This window comes from Plantibacter lichenum, assembly GCF_050587525.1.
GTDB lineage: Bacteria > Actinomycetota > Actinomycetes > Actinomycetales > Microbacteriaceae > Plantibacter.
This window is the reverse complement of record NZ_JBOBFT010000005.1, coordinates 172,963-197,356: the sequence shown is the minus strand read 5'-3', so window position 1 is coordinate 197,356 and position 24,394 is coordinate 172,963. Positions and strand designations below refer to the sequence as shown.

Genomic DNA, 24,394 nt, shown 5'->3' with positions numbered 1-24,394 from the left:
CGAGCCGACCTCTCCAGGAGCACCACCGGTCGGCACTGTTCACAACTCAGGAGCACCTCGGCGTGTCGTTTGCGACACGCCGGGAAACCGCGCCGACACGCCGCATCGCTCCTGAGTTGTGAACAGGGACCTGGACGGGAACTCCGGGACCTGATCTTCAGGAGCGCAGGAGCTCAGGCGCCCGTGACGAGGGGCGCGTCGGCGTCGGCGGACCACTCGGCGAGGGACCCGTCGTACACGGCGACGTCGGTCACGCCGAGTCGGGTGAGCGCGAGCGCATCGGCCGCGGAAGTCACGCCGCCCGCGCAATAGGCGACGATCCTCGTGCCGGGCGCTGCCGACGCGAGCGCCGGCGCGAAGCGTTCGCGGAGCTCCGCGAGCGGCACCGAGCTGTTCGTGGCGCGGTCGACGAGCCTGCCGGCAGGCACGTTGAAGCTCCCCGGGATGTGCCCCGGCCTCGCCCTGCCGCCCGTCTCGCCGCTGAACTCGCGCGGCGGGACGCCGCAGACGAGCACGGCGCGCTCCTCGCCACGCAGCACGGCTTCGACGAACGCCTTGTCCACCCAGTGACGGGTGTCCTCCCGCGCCGTGAACGATCCGTCGATCGGTTCGACGTGTCCGTCATCGATCGGCCTCCCCTCTGCGCGCCACCGCACGAAGCCACCGTCGAGCACGGCGACGCGCGCGTGGCCAAAGCTGCGGAACAACCACCACAGGCGGCTGGCGAACTGGCCGTACGCGGTGTCGTAGACGACGATCGTGCAGTCATCGCCCACCCCTGCGGCTCGCGCGGCCTCCGTGAACGTCTCGAGGGACGGACGGGTGAACGGGTACGCGGCGCCCTGCTCGGAGAACGACTCGACGAGGTCGCCGAACACGGCGCCGGGGATGTGCCCGTCGAAGAGGTACTGGTCGTAGCCGCTCAGATAGGTGGTCTTCCCGCTGGCGGTCGAACTGTCTGCGCCGAGCACGATGACCGATGCGTCGAGGACGACGAGCCGTTCGCTGCCGAGGTGATCGGCGAGCCACTGGGTGGACACGACGGCGTCCACGAGGGCTGGGGCTGATCGGTCCGGCGTCATGGCCCCACGCTAGGTGACCGTCCTCAGCGCGGCCACCACTCGAGCAACACGGGGTAACGAGGGACCCAACCGTCCAGCGCGCAGTTCTCGTGGGTCTTCGCTCGACGCACCCCCGAGAACTGCGCAGTGAATCACGTGTGAGTCCATGTCAGCGCCGCGTGAGCGCCGTGTGAGCGACCGGACCGATGCTGGTGGCAACAACTTCCCAAGGAAAGGCATCCGCAATGAGCAACAGCTCCGATTGGGCCGTCGAGGCCCATGGACTCGTCAAGACCTTCGGTGACAACCGGGCGGTCGACGGCGTCGACCTCTCCGTCCGCACCGGCACCGTCTACGGTGTGCTCGGCCCGAACGGCGCCGGCAAGACCACCACCATCAGCATGCTCGCCACGCTCCTGAAACCCGACGCCGGAACGGCGACGATCTTCGGCCACGACGTGCAGCGCGAATCGCAGGTCGTCCGCCAGCTGATCGGCGTGACCGCGCAGTTCGCCTCCGTCGACGAGAACCTCTCGGCCACCGAGAACCTCATCATCTTCTCCCGTCTCCTCGGTCTCGGCCGGGCGGAGGCGAAGCGCAAGAGCGCGGAACTCCTCGAGGAGTTCGGGCTGACCGATGCGGCGAAGCGCCCGCTGAAGAAGTTCTCCGGCGGCATGCGTCGTCGTCTGGACCTCGCGGCGAGCCTCATCGCCCAGCCGCCGCTCATCTTCCTCGACGAGCCCACCACGGGTCTCGACCCGCGCACCCGCGCCCAGATGTGGGACACGATCCGTCGTCTCGTCGCGACCGGTTCGACCGTCCTCCTCACGACGCAGTACCTCGACGAGGCCGACCAGCTGGCCGATCGCATCGCCGTCATCGACCGCGGCCAGGTCGTCGCGGAAGGCACCTCGGATGAGCTCAAGGCCTCGGTGGGGGAGTCCTCCCTCCAGCTGCGGCTCGCCGACCCTGCAGACCTCGAGGACGCACGCCGCGTGATCTCGAACGTCCTCCACGTCGACACGATCGTCTCGCCTGAGGCGACCCGGATCACGGCTCCCATGCGGAACCCCGATGCGGTCACCGACCTCTTCATCACGCTGCGCGAGGCCGGCATCCGGCTGAGCGAGATGTCGGTGCAGAAGCCGACGCTCGACGAGGTCTTCCTCACCCTCACCGGTCACGGCGTGGAAGCGGAGGGCGACGGAGCCGATGGTTCCGAGCCGGCCGATCCCACGGCCGGTTCCATCGCGACCGGTTCAAACCCCACCACCCCGGAAAGGATCCGCGCATGAGCGCCGTCACCCAAGCGCCATCTGGCGCCCGCACACCCACGAGCATCACCCCGGCTTCGGAGCGCAACCTCCGCAACCACGTCAGTATCGGCCAGAGCATCAGCAACTCGCTCACGATGGCGTATCGCGGGCTCCTCAAGATCAAGCGCACGCCGGAGCAGCTCATCGACGTGACCGTCCAACCGATCCTCTTCACCGTGATGTTCACGTACATCTTCGGCGGGGCGATCGCAGGCGACATCGCGAATTACCTCCCCATCATCATCCCCGGCATCCTCGTGCAGACGGTCATCACCACCTCCGTCGTGACGGGCGTGCAGCTCCGTGAGGACATGGACAAGGGTGTGTTCGACCGGTTCAAGTCCTTGCCGATCGCACGCATCGCGCCACTCGCCGGCGCGCTCCTCGCGGACACCGTCCGGTACACGATCGCGACGACCCTCACCTTCGTGGTGGGGTACATCATGGGGTACCGTCCGGCGGGCGGTTTCGGCTTCGTGGTCTTGGCGGGGCTCCTCGTGATCGTGTCCTCGTGGGCGATCAGTTGGATCTTCGCGTTCTTCGGCGTCGTCGCTCGGAGTGCGAGCTCCGTGCAGGGGATCTCGTTCATCATCCTGTTCCCGTTGACGTTCCTCTCGAACGCGTTCGTGCCGACGAAGACGATGCCGGACTGGCTGCGTGCGTTCGCCGACGTCAACCCGGTCTCGCACCTCGTGACCGCCGTCCGCGACCTCGCGAACAACGGAACCTTCGGTGCAGACGCGTGGCTCGCGCTCCTCGGAGCCGCGGTCATCGTGATCGTCTTCGCTCCGCTCACCGTGCGTGCGTACATGCGCCGCGCGTAGGCCGGCACAGGTCCTCCGCGAGGAGGGCTACCGCGCCGCCAGGATCCGACTGCCCAGCAGTTCGATCGTCCTGGCGGCGCCGTCGTCTCCGCTCAGGGCCGTCGCAGCGGCACGTGCGGCTGCGACGGCGGGAGCGCCCAGCAGTTCGTGAGCCGCGGCCCACTGCGGTTCGCGGAGGAGCGCCGGCGAGTCCTGCCGGGAGTTCAGTCGTTCAGCGAGCGACATGAGCTCCAGGCCGATGGCGGCGACATCGGCGTCGTCGGATCGGATGGCCCACACGCCGATACCGAGGGCTGCCGAGCCGAGCACCGGCTTGTCGATGAACGCCGAGTTGACCCGCGAGGTGGCGACGACGCGGACGCGCAATCGATGAGCACGGTCCGTGGTCGCCGCCCACGGTCCGGTCCGATCAGTCACCTCCGCGACGATCGCGGCGCCCGCGACCATGAGCAGCCAGGGCGAGTTCCGATCCGAGGTCCGCCCGAACGCCTCGACGGCCTGGTCGTACAGCTCGCGGCCGCGCACGAGATCGCCCTGGGCGCGCGCCACTTCGGCGAGACCCGCGAATCCGATCGAGCGTCGTTCCCTCACGGGGGAGAAGTCCGAGTTCGGGCGGTCCTCGCGGAGGAATCGACCGAACACCTCTGAGGCAGCTTCGTACTCGCCGTTCGAAACGTTGCTGAGCGCGACGACCCATTCGAGTTGGCGGAGGTCCTCGTCGGCGTCGAGGAGCCGCAGCCGCGCATCGGCTCGTTCGACCCAAACGAGTGCTTTGTCCGGTTGCGCGTTCTGGCTGTTCAGTTGGGCGAGCATGTGCGACGCCATCGCCGACGCCCAGACGTCGCCGACGCTCTCGGACAACTCCCACGCGCGCTCGGCGGTCGCCGCGGAGCGTTCCGGGTCGCCGTCGTTCTCGGCGAACTGCGAGATGAGGAGGTTCGCGATGCCGGCGATGCGGGGATCGTCCGAGGCGACGTAGCCCTGCAGCAGTTCGCGGCCGCGGTCGGGTCGTCCCGCCGCGAGGAGCAGGGTGATGAGGGCTTGGATCCGGGCGTCCGAGGTCGGATGATCGCGATTCAGGAACCGCAGCGCGCCGAGTGCGCGGGCGGACGTCCGCCGCCTCGTGAAGAGGAAGGTCGTGGCGATCATTGCGAGGCAGACGGAGTAGGCGTCGACGTCCTCGGCCTTCGGGATCCGACCGCGGACGACGTCGAGCACGGCCTCGCCGAAGGTCAGGACCTCCGAGTGCGCGCTGCGGACGGACCAGGCGTAGCTGAGGAGCGCGAAGACGGGAGCGACGATGTCCGGTCGTCGTTCCTCGATGCCCCAGCGCAGGATGCTCACGAGGTTGTCCTGCTCCGAGCGGGTCTCACTGAGTGCGGCGATCTGTTCCGGTCCCTGGCTCGCGGGGAGCTGACGGGTCGAGAACGCGACCGCCCATTGGGCGAACCGTTCCTGGACGAGCTCGTCCTCACCCGCGGCGGACAGCGCCATGCCGCCGAACTCGCGGACTGTTTCGAGCATCCGGAACCGGACGAGGCCCGTGCGGGCATCCTCCCGGGCGATCACGAGGGATTGGCCGACGAGTGCGTCGAGGGCGTCGGCGACGTCGGTCGCGTCGGCACCGTCTCCGTCGTCGTGACTCACGCCGTTCACGACGGCGTCGGCCGCCTCCAGCCCGAAGCCGTCCGGGAAGCGCGAGGCGCGGCGCAGGACGATGCGCTCCTGCTCGCCGAGGAGGTTCCAGCTCCAGTCGATGACGGCGAGCAGGGTGCGATGCCGTTCCGGCGCGGTGCGCTCGCCGCGGGAGAGCAGCACGAAGCGGTTGCCGAGGCGCCGTTCGATCTCCTCCACCGACATCGTCCGGATGCGCGCTGCGGCGAGTTCGATCGCGAGGGGGAGCCCGTCGAGCCGGTCGCAGAGGCGGCTGACGGTGTCGAGCGGGATGGTCGCGCCCGGGCGCGCGGCCCGTGCGCGCTCGAGGAAGAGCCGCACGGCCGGTCCGACGGTCGTGAGCTCGTCCGTGCCGGTCGATCGGCCCGTCGTGCGGGAGGGGCCCGTCGAGCCCGCGCCGACTCCGGACGAGAGAGAGTCGAGCTGATAGACGTACTCGGCCGCGATCGTGAGCGGGGCACGGCTCGTCGTGAGCACCCGGACGTCGCTCGTCCAGTCGAGGACGTCCGCGATCCATCGGGCGGCGGCGTCGACGAGGTGTTCGCAGTTGTCGACGATGAGGAGGGTCGGACGTTCCGAGAGCGCCGTGAGGACGCGCGTGCGGAGGTCCGGGACGTCGGTGGCGGCGTTGAGCGCGTCGCCGATGCGGCGGGCCGAGACCTCGCGGATGCCGAGTGTCGTGGCGACGGCGAGCAGGAGGTCATCGGCGTTTCGGACGCTCGCGAGCCCGACGAAGACGACCGCGGGGGTGTGCTCGGCGGCTCGGCGGCCGATCTCCTGCGCCACACGCGTCTTGCCGAGGCCGCCGGGGCCGAGGATCGTGGTGACGCGGGCTTCGGCGATGAGGGATTCGATCGCCACGAGGTCGTCGTCGCGGCCGATCAGCTCGTTCGGCGGCGTACGGAGGCCGATGCGGACGCCTGGACGGGAGAGCGTCGTCGCGGGTTCCGGCGCTGCTCCGGCCCCGGCGGGTCCCGCGGCGGGTCCCGCGGCCGACGACGGAGCCGCCGCCGCACGCGTCGATCCGCCGGCGTCGGTGCTTGCGTCGCGCAGAAGCGCGGTGTGCGCGGCGACGAGTCCGCCGGACGGGTCGGCGCCCAGTTCGTCCCGCAGACGTGCACGGTAGGCGGCGAAGAGCTGCATCGCCTCGGTCCGGCGGCCGGACTGCGCGTAGGCGTTGAAGAGCATGAGGTGCACGGCGTCGTCGAGCGGAGTCTCGCCTGCGAGCAGTTCGAGTTCGGAGACGACGGCGGCGCCCTCACCGAGATCGAGGCGGCTCTGGACGACGATCCGGGTGAGATCGCGATGGAGCGATGCCGCACGATTCGCGAGGTGGCGGCCCAGCTCGGAGTCGACGGCGGCGCCGGGATCGCCGCGCCAGAGCTGCAGCGCCGTCGTCGCCTCGTCTGCTGCGCTGCGTGGATCACCGGTGCGGAGGGCGGTCGCCGCGTGCTCGGCGAGAGCCGTCGCGACGCCGAGATCGGTCTCGTGCGCACCGATCGCCAGCGCGTATCCGGACGACGTCGAAGCGAGGAGCCCGGGTTCGAGCGCGCCCCGAACGCGCGAGACGAGCGTCTGCAGCGCAGCGCGGGCACCGCTCGGCGGCTCGTCCTCCCACAGCTCCTCGATGAGCTGTCCCGTGGAGCGACCGTGGCCTCCGGCGAGGGCGAGCGCCGTGATGAGCGACTGCGCGAGGCGTCCGGTCGGTTCGATCGAGATGCCGTCCCTGCCCGCGACGAGCACCGGACCGAGCAGCGCGACACGCATCGATCGCTCGGCGTCGCGGCCGTGCACCGACCCGTCGTGCTGCGCCGCAGCGCCGCGCACGGTGCCGTGCGCCGTGTCGTGCTGCGGGGGAAAGGTGGTGACCACCCACCGAGTGTAACGAGCGGTCCCGACCGTGTGCGTCGTCTCCCGGGAGTACGAACGGTGCGCTCGTACTCCCCGGAGTGCGATCTCCCCGGAGTGCGATCTAGCGGAGGGTCTTCCGCGCCGTGATCTGTCCGGTGTCGAAGCCGAGCAGGTGCAGGCCGCCGTGGAAGCGGGCGTGCTCGATCTTGATGCAGCGGTCCATCACGACGGTGAGGCCCTTGGACTCGCCGTACTCCGCTGCTTCCTGGTTCCAGATGCCGAGCTGCACCCACACGGTCGGTGCGCCGATGGCGACGACCTCGTCGATGACGGCGGGGATGTCGCTCGCGCGGCGGAACACGTCGACGATGTCGGGCACCTCCGGCAGCGAGGCCAGGTCGGGATACGCGGGCTGGCCGAGGATCTCCGTGGCGTTCGGGTTCACGAAGTACACGCGGTAGTCGCTCGACTGCTGCAGGTACGTTCCCACGAAGTAGCTCGACCTGGCGGGATTCGGTGAGGCGCCGACGATCGCGATCGACTTCGCCTCGCGCAGGAGCTTCAGGCGCGCCTTCGCGTCCGGGCCCACCCAGGTACGCTGAGAACGGAGGAGCTTCGCGAGCGGCGAGTCGGCCGGCATCGCGCACGTGAGACCGTTCGTCAGCTGGACCGTCTCGGTTCCGGTCACCGTGCCGGCCTCGGTCACCGTGCCGGCCTCGGTCACCGTGCCTGCCCCGGTCGCTGAGCCTGTCGAAGTGGTGGACATGCCGTTTACTCCTTCACCGCGAGGCTCAGCGCCTGGTCGAGGTCGTAGATGATGTCGTCAGGGTCCTCGATGCCGACGCTCAGCCGGACGATGCCGGGGAGCACCCCACCGGCGATGAGCTGTTCGTCGGTCAGCTGCGCGTGCGTCGTCGACGCCGGGTGGATGATGAGCGTCTTCGCGTCGCCGATGTTCGCGAGGTGGCTCGCGAGGTCGACGGACTCGATGAGCTTCTGGCCGACCTGACGGCCGCCCTTGACCTCGAAGCTGAAGACCGAGCCGGGGCCCTTCGGCAGGTACTTGTTGGCACGGTCGTGGTGCGGGTGCTCGGGGAGACCGGCCCAGTTGACGGCGGCGATGCGCGGGTCGGCGTCGAGCCATTCGGCGACGGCGCGCGCGTTGTCGACGTGCGCCTGCAATCGGAAGGGGAGCGTCTCGACGCCCTGCGCGAGCAGGAAGGCGGAGTGCGGGGCGAGGGCTGGGCCGATGTCGCGGAGCTGTTCCGCGCGCAGCCGCGTGAGGAACGCGTACTCGCCGAAGTTGCCGGACCACTCGAGTCCGCCGTAGCTCGGGACCGGCTGGCCGAACAGCGGGAACTTGTCGCTGTGCCAGTCGAAGCGGCCGCTCTCCACGACGACGCCGCCGAGGGTCGTGCCGTGCCCGCCGAGGAACTTCGTGGCCGAGTGGGTCACGATGTCCGCGCCCCATTCGATCGGCCGGTTGAGGTACGGGGTCGCGATCGTCGAGTCGATGATGAGCGGGATGCCGTGCGCGTGGGCGACGTCGGCGAGGCCCTCGATGTCCGCGATCTCGCCGGAGGGGTTCGCGATCGTCTCCGCGAAGACGAGCTTCGTGTTCTCCTGGATCGCTGCCGCATAGTCCGCGGCATCGGAGGACTGGACGAACGTCGTCTCGATGCCGAAGCGACGGAGCGTGACGTCGAGCTGGGTGATCGATCCGCCGTAGAGGTTCGCGGAGGCGACGATGTGGTCGCCCTGACCGGCGAGCGATGCGAAGGTGATGTACTGCGCGGCCAGGCCCGACGCGGTCGCGACGGCGCCGAGGCCGCCCTCGAGGCTCGCGACGCGTTCCTCGAAGCTCGCGACCGTCGGGTTGGAGAGGCGGGAGTAGATGTTGCCGTACTTCTGCAGGGCGAAGCGGGCCGCGGCATCGGCGGTGTCGTCGAACACGAACGCGCTCGACTGGTAGATGGGGAGGGCGCGTGCGCCCGTCACCTGGTCGGGGATGTTGCCCGCGTGGATCGCACGCGTGCGGAAGCCATACTCACGATCTGCCATGTCGATCACGCTACCGGAGCCACCGGGGCGTGCTCGCCCGACGCCGCAACAATCGGACGTATTCGCCGCAGCGGGTGGTCCTGCTGCTAGGGGCGACACGTCGACGGGCTCAGTGACCGGATCGATCCGGTCTCCGCGCCTGTCGAAGGGGACGTTGCACTGGCCTTGCACAGGCTCGCTTGCTACGGTGGGGACCACGGCCCCGACGGGGTCGCCGGACGAGGGCGCAGTACCCGGAACGCGACAAGACTGACCACGCAGGAGTGTGTTCGTCATGGCATGGATCGTTCTCATCGTCTCAGGAGTCCTCGAGGCCGTTTGGGCCACAGCGCTCGGCAAGTCCGAGGGGCTGTCGAAGCTCTGGCCGTCGGTCGTCTTCTTCGTCGCCCTCGCGCTCAGCATGGCCGGCCTCGCCTACGCGATGCGCGACATCTCCACCGGGACCGCCTATGCCGTGTGGGTGGGCATCGGCGCGTCGCTCACGGTGGTGTACGCGATGACCTTCGGCGGGGAGCCGTTCACGATCGTGAAGATGCTCCTCATCCTGGGGCTCGTCGGCTGCGTCATCGGCCTCAAGGTCGTTTCGTCCCACTAGCGCTTCGACAAGCTCAGCGACCGGGCACCGGTCCCTGAGCCTGTCGATGGGTGGCGTCGGCCGGTTGGCACTTCGACAAGCTCAGTGACCGGGTGCGGCTCAGCGACCGGTGTGGCTCTGGGACCGGAGCCCGGTCCCTGAGCCTGTCGAAGGGCGGCTCAGGACAGGTGCACGGCCACGAGCGACAGCAGTGCGATGACGACCCACGACACGAGGCCGACCACGAGCGCCCGCCACCCGGTCGTCACGAGCGTCTTCACCCGGATGGCCGCACCGAGGGCGAAGAGCGCCATCGCGAGGAACGCCGTCTGCACGGTGTCCGCCGCCTCGAGGAGTCCCTCGGGCAGTGGCACGAACGTCCGGATGAGCACGGCGGCGATGAACCCGGCGACGAACAGCGGCACGATGGGCGGCCTCGGCGACGCATCGACGGCGAGCGAGCCGACAGCCCCGCCATCACCAGACGACGCGGACGACGACGCCGCAGCCGCCGCAGCGGCTTCGGACGCCGCGACGTCCAGCCGCCGACGCTCGATGGTCGCCGCGACGGCGACCATGGGCGCGAGCATCAACACACGCGTGAGCTTCACGACCACCGCGACGGCCAGTGCAGAGGTCCCGGCGATCTGGGCCGTCGCGACGACCTGACCGACGTCGTGCACGCTCGCACCGACCCAGTGCCCGAACTCGTCGTCGGTCAGTCCGAGCGGGCCGCGGAGGGCCGGGAGGATGAAGATCGCGAGGGTTCCGCACAGCGTCACGAGAGCGACGGGCGTCGCCTGATCCTCGTCCTTCGCCCGCACGACACCGCTCATCGCCCCGATCGCCGAAGCGCCGCAGATCGAGAAACCGGTCGCGATGAGGAGCGGCTGCGGCCCGGTGAGGCCGATCCGCTGACCGAACCAGAGGGTGACGAAGAACGTGATGACGACGATCGCGACGGTCGTGCCGAGCGTCACCCACCCGAGCCCCGCGATGTCGACGAGGCTGAGCTTCAGACCGAGGAGCACGATTCCGAGGCGCATGAAGCGCTTCGACGAGATCCCGAGGCCCGGCTTCAGGGCTCCGCCCGCGAGGGACTGGAACGCGGGGATCTGGCCGACGATCATGCCGAGCAGGACGCTCGCGGTGAGAAGCGGGACGGCGGGGACGAGTGTGTGGACGCCCCAGGCGAGGAGCGCGGCGACGGCGGCGGCCCCGACGCCGGGCAGCGTGCGCCGGAGACCGACCGCGTTCACCGGCTCGCCCCGCTCACACCCATGACGGGAGCCACGCGTGGATGTACCAGAACCAGTAGGGAACCGTCGTCGCGGTCCAGAGCGGGTACCAGAAGACGCTCAGGACCGTGGCGATGACGAGGTACACGCCGACGACCCCGACCCCCGCGACGCGCCGCTCCTCCAGATCGTTCCGGGACCCCAGGATCTTCCCGAGCGCGTAGGCGAGGCCGAGGATCAGGAAGGGCTCGAAGGAGATCGTGTAGAACTGGAACACTGTGCGGTTCAGGTAGAGCATCCACGGCAGGTAGCCGGCGGCGACGCCGAGCACGATGATCCCGACCTGCCATTCGCGGTACCGCACGAGCCTGTAGATCAGGTAGCCGAGGGCGATCGCCGCGCCCCACCAGATGAGCGGATTGCCGATCGAGGTGATCGCGGACGCGCAGTTGTCCCACACACATCCGGCAGTGCCCGTCTTCGGCGACTCGTAGTACATGCTCGTCGGCCGGATCATGAACAACCACGTGAGCGGGTTCGCCTGGTACGGGTGCGGCGTGTGGAGGCCGACGTGGAAGCCGTACGCGCTCTGGTGGTAATGGATGAGGCTCTGTGCCCAATGCGGGACCCAGGAGAAGGCGCCGGTCCATGCGTTGCCCTGGTTCGCCCACTGCCGGTCGTAGCCGCCGGCCGTGACGATCCAGCCGGTCCAGCTCGCGAGGTAGACGACGAACGCGGGCGGGACGAGGGTCAGGAACGACGCCGGGCCCTGCTTGAGGATCGCCGCGCTCGCCCACAGGCTGAGGCCGAGTCGGCGACGCAGGAGGAGGTCGGTGAGGACGACGTAGACGCCGAACGCCGCGAGGAAGTACAGGCCGTTCCATTTGACGGCGGTCGCCGCTCCGAACGCGATGCCCGCGGCGAGCAGCCAGGGCCGCCACCAGAGCACGGGACCCCAGTCCGGATCTCGACCGGCCGCCCTCGCCGCGGCGAGTTTGGCCGCGAGTCTCGACGCATGCCAGGAGCGGTCCAGCAGGATCGCCCCGAAGCCGAGCAGGACGAAGAACATGAGGAAGTTGTCGAGGAGCGAGACGCGCGACATCACGATGGCGTGGCCGTCGATCGCGAAGAGGAATCCGGCGATGACCGCGAGGGCGGTCGAGGCGAAGAGGCGCTTGGCGATGAGGACGATCAGGAGGACGGCGAGGGTTCCCGCGAGCGCGGTCGCGACTCGCCAGCCGACGCTGTTGTCGACGCCGAACGCGGCGATTCCGAGGGCGATCAGCCATTTTCCGAGCGGTGGATGGACGACGTATGAGGCCGTCGTCGAGAACCCGCCGGCGTCGCCGTTCGCGAACAGCTTGTCGGCGTCGTCCGGCCACGTGCTCTCGTAGCCGTTGTTCCAGAGCGACCACGCGTCTTTCACGTAGAAGGTCTCATCGAAGATCAGGGAGTGCGGATGACCCAGATTCCAGAAGCGGAGGATGCCTGCGAGCAGCGTGACCGCGATGGGGCCTCCCCACGTCCACAGGGTGCGCCTGCGTCCGATGCTGAGGAACCGTTCCCACCGGCGGTCGAGACGGGAGCCCGTCACAGGGGCTTCGAGGAGATCGTCCGACACGGACCCATGCTAGTCATCAGGACTGGGGATGCCGCATCGGACGCGGCTGCACCTCCCGAGCTGAACCCGGTGGGGCGCGCTCACGCCGGACTCCGTGGATGGCCGACGGGACCCCGGGTGTCAGACTGGTTCCATGATCATCCTCGCGGCGACCCCGATCGGCAACCTCGGCGACGCCTCGCCCCGACTCCGGGAGGCCCTCGAAACCGCCGAGGTCGTCGCAGCAGAGGACACACGGACGGCCGTGCACCTGTTGCGCGCACTCGGCATCGAGCACCGTCCGCGGCTCATCGCCCTCCACGACCACAACGAACGGGAGCGCGCCGCGGAGGTCGTGGCGATCGCAGCGGACACCGACGTCCTCGTCCTGAGCGACGCCGGCATGCCCACCGTCTCCGACCCCGGCTTCCACCTCGTGGAGGCGGCCGCCGCTGCCGGAGTGCGGGTGACCGCGCTGCCCGGCCCATCCGCCGTCGTGACCGCGCTCGCCGTCTCCGGCCTCGCATCGGACCGCTTCACCTTCGAGGGATTCCTGCCGCGGAAGCCCGGGGATCGCCGCACCGCGCTCCGGGCGCTCGCCGACGAACCGCGCACGATGGTGTTCTTCGAGTCGCCCAACCGCCTCGCGGCATCGCTCCAGGACATCGCCACCGCCCTCGGCGACGACCGCAGGGTCGCGGTGTGCCGCGAACTCACGAAGTTCTTCGAAGAGGTCAAGCGGGGGACCGCCGCCGAACTCGTCGAGTGGGCCACCGCAGGCGTGAAGGGTGAGATCTGCATCGTCATCGCCGGAGCCGCGCCCCGCACGGCCGATCCGGAGACCGCCGTCGAGCAGGTCCTCTCGCTCGTCGCCGACGGCGTGCGCCTGAAGGACGCTTCAGCGGAGGTCGCCGATGCCACGGGGCTCAGCAAGCGGGACCTCTACCAGGCCGCGCTCGCCGCGAAACCGGCCGCACCCGGCAAGCACTCCGGCCCGGCGCCGGTCCCCCCGGAGATGCCTCCGCGGCGCTGAGCGACCCGCATCGGAGCCGCGGGATCGGCTGTGGACCCGTCGGTTCGACGTCGTCGGCGCCCGCAAGCAGGTAACACGCACGAGAGCCGCCCGGCGGCGTTCTAGGATTGACCCCATGGCCGACGGCACCTCGTTCTACATCACCACGCCCATCTTCTACGTGAATGACGCTCCCCACATCGGGCACGCGTACACGGAGGTGGCCGCGGACGTCCTCGCGCGCTGGCACCGCCAGGCGGGCGACCCGACCTGGTTCCTCACGGGAACCGACGAGCACGGACAGAAGATCCTGCGCACCGCGACGGCCAACGGCGTCACGCCGAAGGCTTGGGCCGACAAGCTCGTGACCGAGTCCTGGTACCCGTTGCTCGACACCATCGACATCTCCAACGACGACTTCATCCGCACCACGGAGGAGCGCCACGAGAAGAACGTGCAGCTGTTCCTGCAGCGTCTCTACGACGCCGGGTTCATCTACACGGGCGAGTTCGAGGGCTACTACTGCGTCGGCTGCGAGGAGTACAAGCAGGAGAGCGACCTCGTGCAGGGCGCGGGTGAATACGCCGGGCAGCTCGTGTGCGCCATCCACTCGAAGCCCGTCGAACTCCTCAAGGAGTCGAACTACTTCTTCCGCATGAGCGACTTCGCGGAACGCCTCCTCGCGCTCTACGAGGAGCGCCCCGACTTCGTGCAGCCGGAATCCGCGCGCAACGAGGTCATCCAGTTCGTGCGCCAGGGCCTCAAGGACCTGTCGATCTCCCGCTCCACGTTCGACTGGGGCATCAAGGTGCCGTGGGACGACACGCACGTCGTCTACGTGTGGTTCGACGCGCTGCTCAACTACATCACCGCGGCCGGGTACGGCTCGGACGACGAGGCGTTCGCGAAGCGCTGGCCGGCCACCCAGATCGTCGGCAAGGACATCCTCCGCTTCCACGCCGTGATCTGGCCCGCGATGCTGATGGCCGCCGGCCTCGAGGTCCCGAAGCGCGTCTTCGGCCACGGCTGGCTGCTCGTCGGCGGCGAGAAGATGTCGAAGTCGAAGCTCACCGGCATCGCGCCGAACGAGATCACCGACACCTTCGGATCCGACGCGTTCCGCTACTACTTCATGCGCGCCATCGCCTTCGGGCAGGACGGCTCGTTCAGCTGGGAGGACCTCTCCGCGCGCTACCAGGCCGAGCTCGCCAACGGCTTCGGCAACCTCGCCTCACGAGTCGTCGCGATGATCACCCGCTACTTCGAAGGCGTCGTGCCGCCCGCCGGCCCGTCCCTCGAAGCGGACATCGCGATCCAGAAGACCGTCGCGAAGGCGGCCGCCGACGCCGACGCCGCGATCGAACGACTCGCCATCCAGGACGCGCTCACCGCGATCTGGCGCATCGTCGACGAGCTGAACGGGTACATCACCGTGCAGGAGCCGTGGGTGCTCGCGAAGGACGAAGCGCAGCGCGAACGACTCGGAACGGTCCTGTACACCGCGGCGGACGGCCTCCGCTCGCTCGCCGTGCTCCTCAGCCCGTTCATGCCCAAGGCGACCGAGACGCTGTGGATCGCGCTCGGCGGCCCCGACGCGCTCGGCCCGCTCGCCGCGCAGTCGGTGCGGAACGCCGGCGAGTGGGGCCAGCTCCCCGCCGGCACGACCGTCAACGGTCTCGAAGCGCTCTTCCCGCGCATCGAGTCGACGAACGACTGAGGTCGAACGGGTAGGGTCCAAGGACAGCCCGAATGCCGGACCCGGCCATCGGGCCCAGCGCTCGGAGCGGTCGACGACCAACCACGGGACGACGAACCCACGACGGAGAGGCGAACGGTGAGCGACGAGGTGCACGTACGGAAGCGCGAGGCCGGCGATCGAACCGACCGGAGCTATCCGGCGCCGCCCCAACCGCTCGACGTCCCCGTCTACGACAACCACACGCACCTCGAATACGCCGACGGCGACTCGCCCATCGGCTACCTCGAACACCTCGACCGTGCGTCGAGCGTCGGCGTGCGGGGCGTCGTCCAGGTCGGCACGGACGTCGAGACGTCGCGGTGGTCCGCCGAGATGGCGGCGAAGGAACCGCGGATGCTCGCGGCCGTCGCCATCCACCCGAACGACACCCCCGAGCTCGATCGCTCGGGGACCCTCGACGACTCGCTCGCCGAGATCGCCGAACTGGCCACTCGCCCACGCGTCCGCGCGGTGGGGGAGACGGGACTCGACTTCTTCCGCACCGACGAGACCGGGCGAGACGCGCAGTTCCGGGCGTTCGAGGCGCACATCGCCATCGCGAAGGAGAACGGGCTCGCGCTGCAGATCCACGACCGCGACGCCCATCGCGAGGTCGTCGAGACGCTGCTGCGCGTCGGAGCCCCCGAGCGCACCGTGTTCCACTGCTTCTCCGGTGACCGAGAGCTCGCCGAGCTGTGCGCGGAGCACGGCTGGTACATGTCCTTCGCCGGAACGGTCACCTTCAAGAACGCGGCACCGCTCCGCGACGCGCTCGAAGCGGTGCCGCGTCAGCTGCTCCTCGTCGAGACGGACGCGCCGTACCTGACGCCGACGCCGAACCGCGGCCGGCCGAACGCGCCCTACCTCCTGCCGTACACGGTGCGCGGGATGGCGGAGCACCTCGGAACCGACGCGGGGATCCTCTCCGCGCTCATCGCGTCCAACACGGAGCTCGTGTACGGCTCGTGGGACGACGAACCGCCGCTCGCCGACCCCGGCAGCGAGGCCGCACCGGTCGAGGCCTCCTGAGGCGGCCTGGTCCCTGAGCGGTCCCGGTCCCTGAGCTTGTCGAAGGGCCAGTCCGACCGCACGCCACTTCGACAGGCTCAGTGACCGGGGTGACAGGCTCAGTGACCGGGGTGACAGGCTCAGTGACCGGTGCGACAGGCTCAGCGACCGGGGTGACAGGCTCAGTGACCGGGCGACCGGCGGATGAGCCGAGCGCGACAGGGGATACTTGAGGGATGACCGCTTCCGTCGCCCTGCTCGGCCCCGCCGAGATCAGAGATCTCGCCGCCATCCTCGACGTGACCCCCACGAAGAAGCTCGGCCAGAACTTCGTCATCGACGCCAACACGGTCCGTCGCATCGTGAACGTCGCCAAAGTGGCCCCGGGCGACGTCGTCGTCGAGGTCGGACCGGGCCTCGGATCGCTCACCCTCGGCCTCCTCGAAGCCGATGCGAGCGTCATCGCGGTCGAGATCGACGGACGCCTCGCGAAACAGCTCCCGCTCACGGTCGCCGAGATGGCGCCGGGCATGATCGACCGGCTCGCCGTCGTCCACGAGGACGCCCTCAAGATCGAGGATCTCCCGGGTCAGCCGAACCGACTCGTCGCGAACCTCCCGTACAACGTCTCCGTGCCGGTCCTCCTGCACTTCCTGGAGCACTTCGACTCGCTCGTCGCCGGCGTCGTCATGGTGCAGGCGGAGGTCGGCTACCGACTCGCGGCCACGCCGGGCGGCAAGGTCTACGGCGCCCCGAGCGTGAAAGCCGCCTGGTACGGCCAGTGGCGCATCGCCGGCCAGGTCAGCCGACAGGTGTTCTGGCCCATCCCGAACGTCGACTCCGTCCTCGTCGGTTTCGAACGCCGCACCGACGTCATCGGCACGGAGGAGGAGCGCCTCGCGACCTTCGCGCTCGTCGACGCCGCGTTCCAGCAGCGTCGCAAGATGCTCCGTCAGGCGCTCGGCGGCGTCCTCGGCAGCTCGCAGGCCGCGATCGAGCAAATGGAGCGGGCCGGCATCAAGCCGACCGCACGCGGCGAGGAGCTCACCGTGCACGACTTCCTCGCCATCGTCCGCGCTTAACGTCCCCGGTCCCCGAGCCTGTCGAAGGTTCCACCGGGTCCCTGAGCAGTCGGACCCGTCGACTGCTGCCGATCAGCGCGATATTGTAAAGACATGACCAACGACCCTCGCTTCAGTGCGAACGTCCCCGACATCCATCGCCCCTACGCTGCTGCACCGTCGCGCTACGAGAACACCACCTACCGCCAGGTCGGCACCTCCGGCCTGTACCTGCCGCCCATCTCGCTCGGCCTCTGGTACAACTTCGGCGACAACCGTCCGTTCGACAGCCAGCGTGCGCTCCTCCGCCATGCCTTCGACAGCGGCATCACCCACTTCGACCTCGCCAACAACTACGGCCCTCCCTACGGCTCGGCCGAGACCAACTTCGGTCGGATGATGCGTGAGGACTTCGGCGCGTACCGCAACGAGCTCATCATCTCCTCGAAGGCCGGCTACGACTTCTGGCCAGGCCCGTACGGCGACTTCGGATCGCGCAAGTACCTCACGGCGAGCCTCGACGAGTCCCTCGCGCGCATGAGCATCGACTACGTCGACATCTTCTACTCGCACCGCGTCGACGACGTCACGCCCATCGAGGAGACCATCGGCGCCCTCGATTCGATCGTGCGCCAGGGCAAGGCGCTGTACGTCGGCATCTCGTCGTACTCGGCCGAGCGCACCGCGCGTGCACACGAGGTCGCCCGCGAACTCGGCACGCCGCTCGTCATCCACCAGCCCTCCTACTCGATCCTCAATCGCTGGATCGAAGACGGCCTGACCGACGTCCTCGGCCAGACCGGCATAGGATCGATCGCCTTCGTGCCGCTCGCGCAAGGCCTCCTGACGGACAAGTACCTGGGCGACGGCGTCGCGGACCGCGCGACCCCGCGCACGCACCTCCCCGGCAAGCAGCTGACCGAGGAAGCGATCAACCGTCTCCGCTCGCTCAACGAGATCGCCAAGGAGCGCGGTCAGACGCTCGCGCAGATGTCGATCGCCTGGGTCCTCAACAACCCGCGCGTCACGTCCGCCCTCATCGGCGCATCGCGTCCCGAGCAGATCGACGAGAACATCGCCGCGCTCGACGGGCCGGCGTTCACGACCGAGGAGCTCGAGGAGATCGACCGCCTCTCCGAGGGCGCCGACGTCAACATCTGGGCTGACTCCTCCAACAAGTAATCAGCGCGACTGCATCACCGCCGGCCCGTGCTCGACACCTCGAGTGCGGGCCGGCGTAGCATGTGCCGCAGGAGCAGCCGTTCCCGCGGCATCGAGGAGGAATCATGACCGAGCAGTCCGGCGTGAGCCGCGCACCTCGCGGGCGCATGAGCGACGACGCCGTCCGGGAGGCGACCGGCAGGGACTGGTCGGAGTGGTTCGCGATCCTCGAAGCCGCGGGGGCGCGTGCGATGCCACATCCCGACATCGCCGGTTGGCTCTCTGCCGAGCAGGGCGTGCCCGGCTGGTGGACGCAGGGCATCACGGTCGCCTACGAGCAGGAGATCGGCCGACGACTGCCCGGCCAGCGGGCGGACGGCACATTCACGACGACCGCGACGAAACGGGTCGGTGGGGATCAGCGGGAGGCATTCGATGCCGCCGTCGCCGCGGCCGGCGCTGAACTCGGGGCAGAACCGGACCGGACGAACACCGAGACGACGTTCTGGTCGGCCACCTGGAAGCAGGCGGACGGCACCGCAGTCGGGGTGCGCGTCAACGCCGAGCCGGACGGACGTGCACTCGTGGCCTTCGAATGGCGGAAACTCGAGGCCGTCGAGCTCGTCGAAGCCGCCAAGGACCGCCTGCGGGAGATCCTGGACCGTATCACGCTCTGAGCGCGGTCCGAGCGGGGTGTGAGCCTCGTATAAGTTGGAACCATGACCAGCCAGGCCATCTCCGACCACGTGCACGTTCGAGCGCCCGGGAAGATCAACGTCTTCCTCAAGGTGGGCGAAGTGATGGACGACGGCTACCACGACGTCGCGACCGCGTACCAGGCGATCTCGCTGTACGAGGACGTGCACGCGTACCCGGCCGATGACTTCAGTGTCTCGTTCACGGGATCGGTCGACGTGTCCGGGGTGCCCACCGACACCACGAACCTCGCGATCCGCGCTGCGAAGGCCCTGGCACGCCGCACCGGTTATACGGGCGGCGTGCGGCTCGAGATCGAGAAGCACGTGCCCGTCGCCGGTGGCATGGGCGGCGGTTCGGCCGATGCTGCGGCGACGCTCCTCGCGTGCGATGCCCTGTGGGGCACGGAGCGCTCGCGTGACGACCTCCTCGCGCTCGGCGCCCGCCTCGGTGCAGACGTCCCGTTCGCGCTCCTCGGCGGAACCGCGGTCGGCACCGGTCGAGGCGATCAGCTGAGCGCGGCGCTCGCGAAGGGGCGCTTCGAGTGGGTGCTCGCCCTCGCCGACTTCGGGATGTCGACGCCCGCGGTGTACAGCGAGCTCGACGCGCATCGCACGCGCCACATCCTCGACATCTCACCGATCGGTGCTCAGCCGACCGTGGACGCCACGGTGCTCCAGGCGCTGCGCGCGGGGGATGCGCAACTGCTCGCGGACGTGATGTTCAACGATCTGCAGGCGCCAGCTCTGCACCTGCGTCCTGAGCTCACGCGTGTCCTCGAGACCGGTGAGGTGGAGGGTGCGCTCGCCGGCCTCGTGTCCGGTTCCGGTCCGACGATCGCGTTCCTCGCGGCGGACACTGATCACGCGCTGGATCTGCAGATCGCGCTCAACGCCTCGGGCGTCCAGGCGATCCGTGCGCACGGTCCTGTGCACGGTGCGCGCATCATCACGCCCTAGCCTGCGCCGCTGGCTTCTCCCCGCTCCAACCAACCACCCCGTGGTTTTCACAATTCAGGATGATCTGCACAATTCAGGACGATCGCGCTCGGCGCGCCGGTCATCAGTCCTGAATTGTGCCAAACCTCCTGAATTGTGAAAGCAGGAGGGTCAGGCGGCGATGCCCCGGGCGGCGAGGGCCTTCTCGATGATCGTGAGGCCCTGCATGCCGGGGAGCTTCGCGATGTGTCCGTCGATGCGACGCACTTCCGCGAGCCCGTCGGCGCCGCTGAAGAGGTGCGACATCACGTGCGTCACCTCCTCCTCCGGCATCACGCCGGAGCCGACGGGGCCCCAGAACGACTTGAGTGCGAACCGCGTCAGCCGCCTCGCGCCCTTCGAAGCATCGAGACGCGTCCGCGCCTGGCTCGCATAGAACGCCACGTGCCTGGTCTCCTGCTTCGCGATGCGGCGGAGGAGTGTGGCGAGGACGGGGTGCTGCTCCATCTCCGCGAGCCGCGTGTATGCCGCCGTCGCCGACCACTCGTTGGCGGCGCCCCAGCTCATGTGCACGGCGATGAAGTCGTTGCCGACGAGGTTGCCGAGGACCGACTGCTTGATGGGGTCCAGGTGGTCCTTCCAGCCGAGCTTCAGGCGCGTCGCCTTCAGCTGGTCGAAGTCGACCGTGATGTCGTGGGCTGCGAGGACGGCGGCGAGTGCTTCCCCGTGCCAGAACTCCTCGCGGTTCCACATCGTCATGAACGCCGTGACGTCGCGGTCCTCGTGCGACGGCGTCATGAGCATGTCGCGCAGGTAGCAGACCGTGTGGTACTCGATATCGCACATGTACCGCAGGCTCCGGAGGGTCGACTCCGGCAACGGGTTGGTGCGGAACTCCTCGAAGTCGAGGTCCTCCCAGTGGACCTGGACGGATGTCTCGGTGTACCGGTCGATGTCAAACGCCATGCGCGGTGGGGCGGTCGGAGACGTCGTCCCCGTTCGCCCGCTCTCCTCTCGTCGGAGTGTTGATGTCGGTGGTGCCGTCGGTGCCGTCGGTGCTGCTCGTGCCGCTCCTGCTGCTGGTGGTGCTGGTGTTGCTCGTGGTGCTGGTGGTCCGGCCCGAGGGCGCAGTGGTCACCGATCCTGGTTCGGAGCGGTCGGCCCTTCCGGATCGGTGCCACTCGCGAATCGTCCACCGATTGGCTCCAGCGAGCTGGTACAACCGGTGGTCCGGGTTCACGGCGACCGGGTTCCCGAGGAGCCTGAGCCACGCGTGGTCCGCATGGGAGTCACCGTACCCGTAGGAGTGCGCGAGGTCCATGCCGTGCTGTTCGGCGTACTGGGCCAGCCAGGCGCCGCGGGCCTCGTCGACGAGCGGCGGCGCGGCGAGGAATCCCGTGAGTCGGCCGTTCTGCTCGTGCATGGAGCCGGCGACGACCTCGTCGAAGTAGGGTTCGAGCGGCGCCGCCATGAGGTCGATGGTCCCGGTCACGAGGATCGTCCGATGCCCTGCGGCCCGGTGAGCCGTGATCTGTTCGAGCGCTTCCGGCAGGAGCCGATCGCGGACGGCCTGCCCGAATCCGTCGGCGACGATCTCTCGCAGCCGGTCGACGTCGACGCCTTCGTAGCGCCGCATGAACGTGCGGATGAATTCGCCGCGGTCCCGCAACTCCGCGCCGATGTAGCTCGGCAGGGACACGGCGAGGGAACCGAGTTCGAATGGGAGTCGGCTCCGCGACGTCGCCGCGAGACGCAGCCACAGGTACTGCTCGATGAGGTTCCATTCGAGCACGGTGCCTTCGAGGTCGAAGACGGCGAGGACGTCGGATCGGACCGGAAGGATCTTCTGCTGCGATCCGCTCGGCCGTTGCCGGTTCGCGAAGGCGCGCGTGAGCGTCGTGATCGCGGGGAAGTGGATGCGCTGCAGGTAGTCGTCCCAGTCGATCGTCCCCACGTCGAAGCCGCGTTCAGCCTGACGGTGGGTGGGGAGCGATGCATGCAGCGCCCGGGTGTGCGCGTCGTCGAAGACGATCTCGCTCTGCACGTACGCGCGGTAGAGGCCGGTGAACTCGCGGAGCGACCCGAGGTCGCTGCTCGCCTTCCTGATGCGGTCCTGCCAGGCGCGCGTGCGGCTGCCGGAGGGGAGCTTCGAGACCACGCGGCCCGCCACGGCCGTCGCCGCCTGCCGGCGCTTGATCGACCGTTCGATCGCCCGTCCGCCGGGGAAGTTCCAGGTCGGCACGGCGATGTCGCCCGCTTCCGCCGGGATGGGCGACTCGGTGAAGTAACTGTGCACGTTGCTGTACATCCGGTGGAACGGCAGCGGGTTGCTGGCGCCGGAGGACACGTGGAAGTAGCGCGGCGCGGACGGTTCCGGCGGCGTCTCGGCCGCTGCGAGCACGGCGTTGACGACGAAATCGACGGGGATGACGTCGAGCACGCTGTCGGGAAGCCCCGGGAATTCGGGGAGCTGGCCGCGTCCGTAGGCGAGGATGAGCGGATCGGCGACTTTGAAGCCGTCGATCCAGCCGGGGAACGGATGGACGAGCGCGCTCTCGATGATGGACGGCCGGATGAACGACAGCCGGTGTCCGGTCCCGGCCCACTGCTCCTCGGCCACCCGCTCGGCGAGGGCTTTGGTGAGCGTGTAGACGTCGGTCCAACCGAGGCTCTCCGCGCGCGTGCGGCCGTGGTCGACGAGGCGTGCGGTGACCCATTCGCTGCGGGCGGCCTCCGTCGCCGTCGAGACGGCCTGCGGTCCCGCCTTGCCGTGTTCGCGCCGTGCGGCGGTCATGAGTTTTCGGAGCACGTCGGGGCGACGGGACGATTCCTCGACGCGGGTGCGAGCGCTCCTGGCGGCTTCCGACTCCACGCGCCAGTCGGCCGTGTGGTCGAGGCTGCGCTCCGGTTGGATTCCCTTGCGCATGCCGCCGACGTACGCCGTCGAGACGTGCACGACGTGCGGGGTGGAGGCGCTGCGGGCGAGCGCGTCGTACAGGACCCTCGCGCCGCCGACGTTCGTGGCGAATGCTTCGTCGATCGGCGGGTCGAAGGACACGGTCGACGCGCTGTGGATGACGATGTCGAGGTCATCGGGGAGGCGGTCGATGTGATCGAGTCCGCCTTCGACGACGAGTACGCGTTCCTCGATCGCCTTCGCGGCCGCGGCTTCGCCGACCCGTTCGCGCCACGAGCGGAAGACCGGCTTGCGGAAGAGGGTGGCGAGGCGGTCTCGTCCGGCGACGTTGCCCTTGGGGCGCACGAGCAGACTGACGCGGGTCGTGGGGTGGTCGGAGAGGATGCGTTCGAGGATCGCCTGTCCGAGGAAGCCCGTGCCGCCCGTGATGAGGACGTGGGCCCCGTCGAGCGGCGACGCGGTGCGGGTGGCGGTGGACGCCTCGGACGTGGGGGAACGGGAGTCGTTCGCGGTCGTCATCGTTGCTCCTGCTCTGGTTCGTGCGCTTCGACAGGCTCAGCGACCGGGGAGGTTGGCTCAGCGACCGGGGAGGTGGGCTCAGCGACCGGGGAGGTTGGCTCAGCGACCGGGGAGGTGGGCTCAGCGACCGGGGAGGTGGGCTCAGCGACCGGGCGCCGGACCACACGGTGCGGATCGGCTTTCCGTGCGAGCCTGGCTGCGAGGTGCAGCCCGCCCTGGCCCGGGATCCGATCGATGCGGTCGTCGATCGCCGCGACGGTCGGATCGCTCCACGGCGCGCCGCCCGCGAAGAGCTGCCCGGCGAAGAAGGACGTCTCGGCCGTGCCAGCGGCAGCGGATCCCGTCGGCCAGGCCGCATTCCGGATGTTGCGTCTCGTGATGGATCTCGCCCTGGGGGAGTGCGCGAGCCGGTCGTTCGCCTGCGCCCCGAAGAAGTCGAGGTGCCGACCCTTCGTCTCGAGGATGCCGGCGACGTGCTCGGCGAGGACGGGGTGCGTGTCGTGGACGAGGAGCGCGCGGTACGCGGACTGGGTGAAGACCTCGTCGACCGTGCCGATCGTCATGTGCCACGCGATGACGTCCTCGCCGATGGCGTTGGCGACGAACGCCTGGCCGATGGGGGAGACCCGCTCCCGCAGACGACGCCAGGTGTGGGAGATGCCACGTTGGGCGGCCGTCTCGCCGACCGCCTGCCCGTCCGCCGCGAGGATCGTGTCGATCGTGTCGGCGATCCAGTACTTCTCGTACGCCCACGTCACGAGGAACGCGGTGACCCTGGCGTCCTTGTGCGTGGGGGTGACGAGCACGCCCCGGAGGTACTGCATCGTGGCGCGTTCGATGTCCGCGAGGTAGCGGAGCAGCCGCACGGAGTCGTCCGCGAGTGGCCTCCTGTCGAACGCCCCGGCATCGATCAGACTGCGCCGACTGCCGACGGCGGTGCGCGCGTAGCCGCGGACGTCGAAGTCGTGAGCGGGTCGCGGCGGGCGGGCTGAAGCGGCAGCGCCGGCCGGTGCCCGCATTCCCCCGGAATCCCGCGCCTGCCCGTCGACTGGTCCCGTGTTCGGATCGTTCGATCCCGTGTTCGGTACTTCGCGTTCCACCATCGCGCCTTCCCAATTCGTGACGATATCGCCACTCTAGCTTGC

The 24,394-nt window shown here is 69.2% G+C and carries 19 protein-coding genes and 1 riboswitch; of the genes, 10 read left to right on the top strand and 9 right to left on the bottom strand.

Translation table 11 applies throughout. The features are described from left to right. Positions 1 to 173: 173 nt before the first annotated feature. Entirely contained in the window at positions 174 to 1,082 is a 909-nt protein-coding gene (locus ACQ3HB_RS09075) for a sulfurtransferase (protein WP_430919644.1), read from the bottom strand. Positions 1,083 to 1,306: 224 nt separating this feature from the next. On the opposite strand from ACQ3HB_RS09075, the gene ACQ3HB_RS09070 reads away from it, so the two are divergent. Both ACQ3HB_RS09070 and ACQ3HB_RS09065 read left to right on the top strand, forming a co-directional pair. Continuing rightward, positions 1,307 to 2,356: an ATP-binding cassette domain-containing protein gene (locus ACQ3HB_RS09070; protein ID WP_430919642.1), complete on the top strand. Its 1,050-nt coding sequence runs from the start codon at positions 1,307 to 1,309 to the stop codon at positions 2,354 to 2,356. Then, the gene (locus ACQ3HB_RS09065) at positions 2,353 to 3,201 is read left to right on the top strand and encodes an ABC transporter permease (RefSeq protein WP_430919640.1); all 849 of its coding nucleotides are present in this window, start codon (positions 2,353 to 2,355) and stop codon (positions 3,199 to 3,201) included. The genes ACQ3HB_RS09070 and ACQ3HB_RS09065 overlap by 4 nt, the downstream gene beginning before the upstream one ends. Before the next feature lie 27 nt (positions 3,202 to 3,228). Here the strand turns inward: ACQ3HB_RS09065 and ACQ3HB_RS09060 are convergent, their stop codons facing one another. The 3 genes from ACQ3HB_RS09060 to ACQ3HB_RS09050 all read right to left on the bottom strand — a co-directional run bounded on the left by ACQ3HB_RS09060 (position 3,229) and on the right by ACQ3HB_RS09050 (position 8,787). Further along, positions 3,229 to 6,747: an AfsR/SARP family transcriptional regulator gene (locus ACQ3HB_RS09060; protein ID WP_430919639.1), complete on the bottom strand. Its 3,519-nt coding sequence runs from the start codon at positions 6,745 to 6,747 to the stop codon at positions 3,229 to 3,231. 100 nt (positions 6,748 to 6,847) lie between these two features. After that, positions 6,848 to 7,366, bottom strand: a complete 519-nt coding sequence (locus tag ACQ3HB_RS09055) for a CoA-binding protein (RefSeq protein ID WP_430919773.1) — start codon at positions 7,364 to 7,366, stop codon at positions 6,848 to 6,850. A 131-nt stretch (positions 7,367 to 7,497) separates the two neighbouring features. Beyond that, entirely contained in the window at positions 7,498 to 8,787 is a 1,290-nt protein-coding gene (locus ACQ3HB_RS09050; protein ID WP_430919637.1) for an O-acetylhomoserine aminocarboxypropyltransferase/cysteine synthase family protein, read from the bottom strand. Positions 8,788 to 8,980: 193 nt separating this feature from the next. Further along, positions 8,981 to 9,044: riboswitch (guanidine-III (ykkC-III) riboswitch) on the top strand. A 17-nt stretch (positions 9,045 to 9,061) separates the two neighbouring features. On the opposite strand from ACQ3HB_RS09050, the gene ACQ3HB_RS09045 reads away from it, so the two are divergent. Next, positions 9,062 to 9,382 carry a DMT family transporter gene (locus ACQ3HB_RS09045; protein ID WP_430919636.1) on the top strand — a complete coding sequence of 107 codons (321 nt, stop codon included), beginning with the start codon at positions 9,062 to 9,064 and terminating at the stop codon, positions 9,380 to 9,382. 158 nt (positions 9,383 to 9,540) lie between these two features. Here the strand turns inward: ACQ3HB_RS09045 and ACQ3HB_RS09040 are convergent, their stop codons facing one another. Continuing rightward, positions 9,541 to 10,620, bottom strand: coding sequence for a YeiH family protein (locus ACQ3HB_RS09040; protein WP_430919635.1), 1,080 nt, complete (start codon positions 10,618 to 10,620; stop codon positions 9,541 to 9,543). A gap of 13 nt (positions 10,621 to 10,633) precedes the next feature. After that, complete coding sequence (locus tag ACQ3HB_RS09035) at positions 10,634 to 12,220, bottom strand: dolichyl-phosphate-mannose--protein mannosyltransferase (RefSeq protein WP_430919634.1); 1,587 nt, start codon at positions 12,218 to 12,220, stop codon at positions 10,634 to 10,636. 133 nt (positions 12,221 to 12,353) lie between these two features. Here ACQ3HB_RS09035 and rsmI point away from each other — a divergent pair, with 133 nt between their 5' ends. The 7 genes from rsmI (at position 12,354) to ACQ3HB_RS09000 (ending at position 19,834) form a co-directional block, all read left to right on the top strand. Continuing rightward, positions 12,354 to 13,232: a 16S rRNA (cytidine(1402)-2'-O)-methyltransferase gene (rsmI, locus tag ACQ3HB_RS09030; protein ID WP_430919633.1), complete on the top strand. Its 879-nt coding sequence runs from the start codon at positions 12,354 to 12,356 to the stop codon at positions 13,230 to 13,232. 115 nt (positions 13,233 to 13,347) lie between these two features. Continuing rightward, positions 13,348 to 14,928, top strand: a complete 1,581-nt coding sequence (gene metG / locus ACQ3HB_RS09025; protein ID WP_430919632.1) for a methionine--tRNA ligase — start codon at positions 13,348 to 13,350, stop codon at positions 14,926 to 14,928. A 117-nt stretch (positions 14,929 to 15,045) separates the two neighbouring features. Further along, positions 15,046 to 15,978 (top strand): TatD family hydrolase, encoded by a 933-nt coding sequence (locus tag ACQ3HB_RS09020; RefSeq protein WP_430919631.1) that lies wholly within the window; start codon positions 15,046 to 15,048, stop codon positions 15,976 to 15,978. Between the two features lie 215 nt (positions 15,979 to 16,193). Continuing rightward, the gene (gene rsmA / locus ACQ3HB_RS09015; RefSeq protein WP_430919630.1) at positions 16,194 to 17,039 is read left to right on the top strand and encodes a 16S rRNA (adenine(1518)-N(6)/adenine(1519)-N(6))-dimethyltransferase RsmA; all 846 of its coding nucleotides are present in this window, start codon (positions 16,194 to 16,196) and stop codon (positions 17,037 to 17,039) included. Between the two features lie 93 nt (positions 17,040 to 17,132). After that, positions 17,133 to 18,200 carry an L-glyceraldehyde 3-phosphate reductase gene (gene mgrA / locus ACQ3HB_RS09010; RefSeq protein ID WP_430919629.1) on the top strand — a complete coding sequence of 356 codons (1,068 nt, stop codon included), beginning with the start codon at positions 17,133 to 17,135 and terminating at the stop codon, positions 18,198 to 18,200. 104 nt (positions 18,201 to 18,304) lie between these two features. Then, positions 18,305 to 18,856, top strand: a complete 552-nt coding sequence (locus ACQ3HB_RS09005; protein WP_430919628.1) for a hypothetical protein — start codon at positions 18,305 to 18,307, stop codon at positions 18,854 to 18,856. A 42-nt stretch (positions 18,857 to 18,898) separates the two neighbouring features. Next, entirely contained in the window at positions 18,899 to 19,834 is a 936-nt protein-coding gene (locus ACQ3HB_RS09000; RefSeq protein WP_430919627.1) for a 4-(cytidine 5'-diphospho)-2-C-methyl-D-erythritol kinase, read from the top strand. Between the two features lie 150 nt (positions 19,835 to 19,984). Here the strand turns inward: ACQ3HB_RS09000 and ACQ3HB_RS08995 are convergent, their stop codons facing one another. The 3 genes from ACQ3HB_RS08995 to ACQ3HB_RS08985 are packed head-to-tail and all read right to left on the bottom strand — an operon-like array spanning position 19,985 to position 24,352. After that, positions 19,985 to 20,779: a ferritin family protein gene (locus ACQ3HB_RS08995; protein ID WP_430919626.1), complete on the bottom strand. Its 795-nt coding sequence runs from the start codon at positions 20,777 to 20,779 to the stop codon at positions 19,985 to 19,987. Continuing rightward, positions 20,769 to 23,249, bottom strand: a complete 2,481-nt coding sequence (locus tag ACQ3HB_RS08990; RefSeq protein ID WP_430919624.1) for an SDR family oxidoreductase — start codon at positions 23,247 to 23,249, stop codon at positions 20,769 to 20,771. Before ACQ3HB_RS08990 ends, ACQ3HB_RS08995 begins: the two co-directional genes overlap by 11 nt. After that, positions 23,246 to 24,352, bottom strand: a complete 1,107-nt coding sequence (locus tag ACQ3HB_RS08985; protein WP_430919623.1) for a hypothetical protein — start codon at positions 24,350 to 24,352, stop codon at positions 23,246 to 23,248. The genes ACQ3HB_RS08990 and ACQ3HB_RS08985 overlap by 4 nt, the downstream gene beginning before the upstream one ends. Positions 24,353 to 24,394 lie beyond the last annotated feature (42 nt).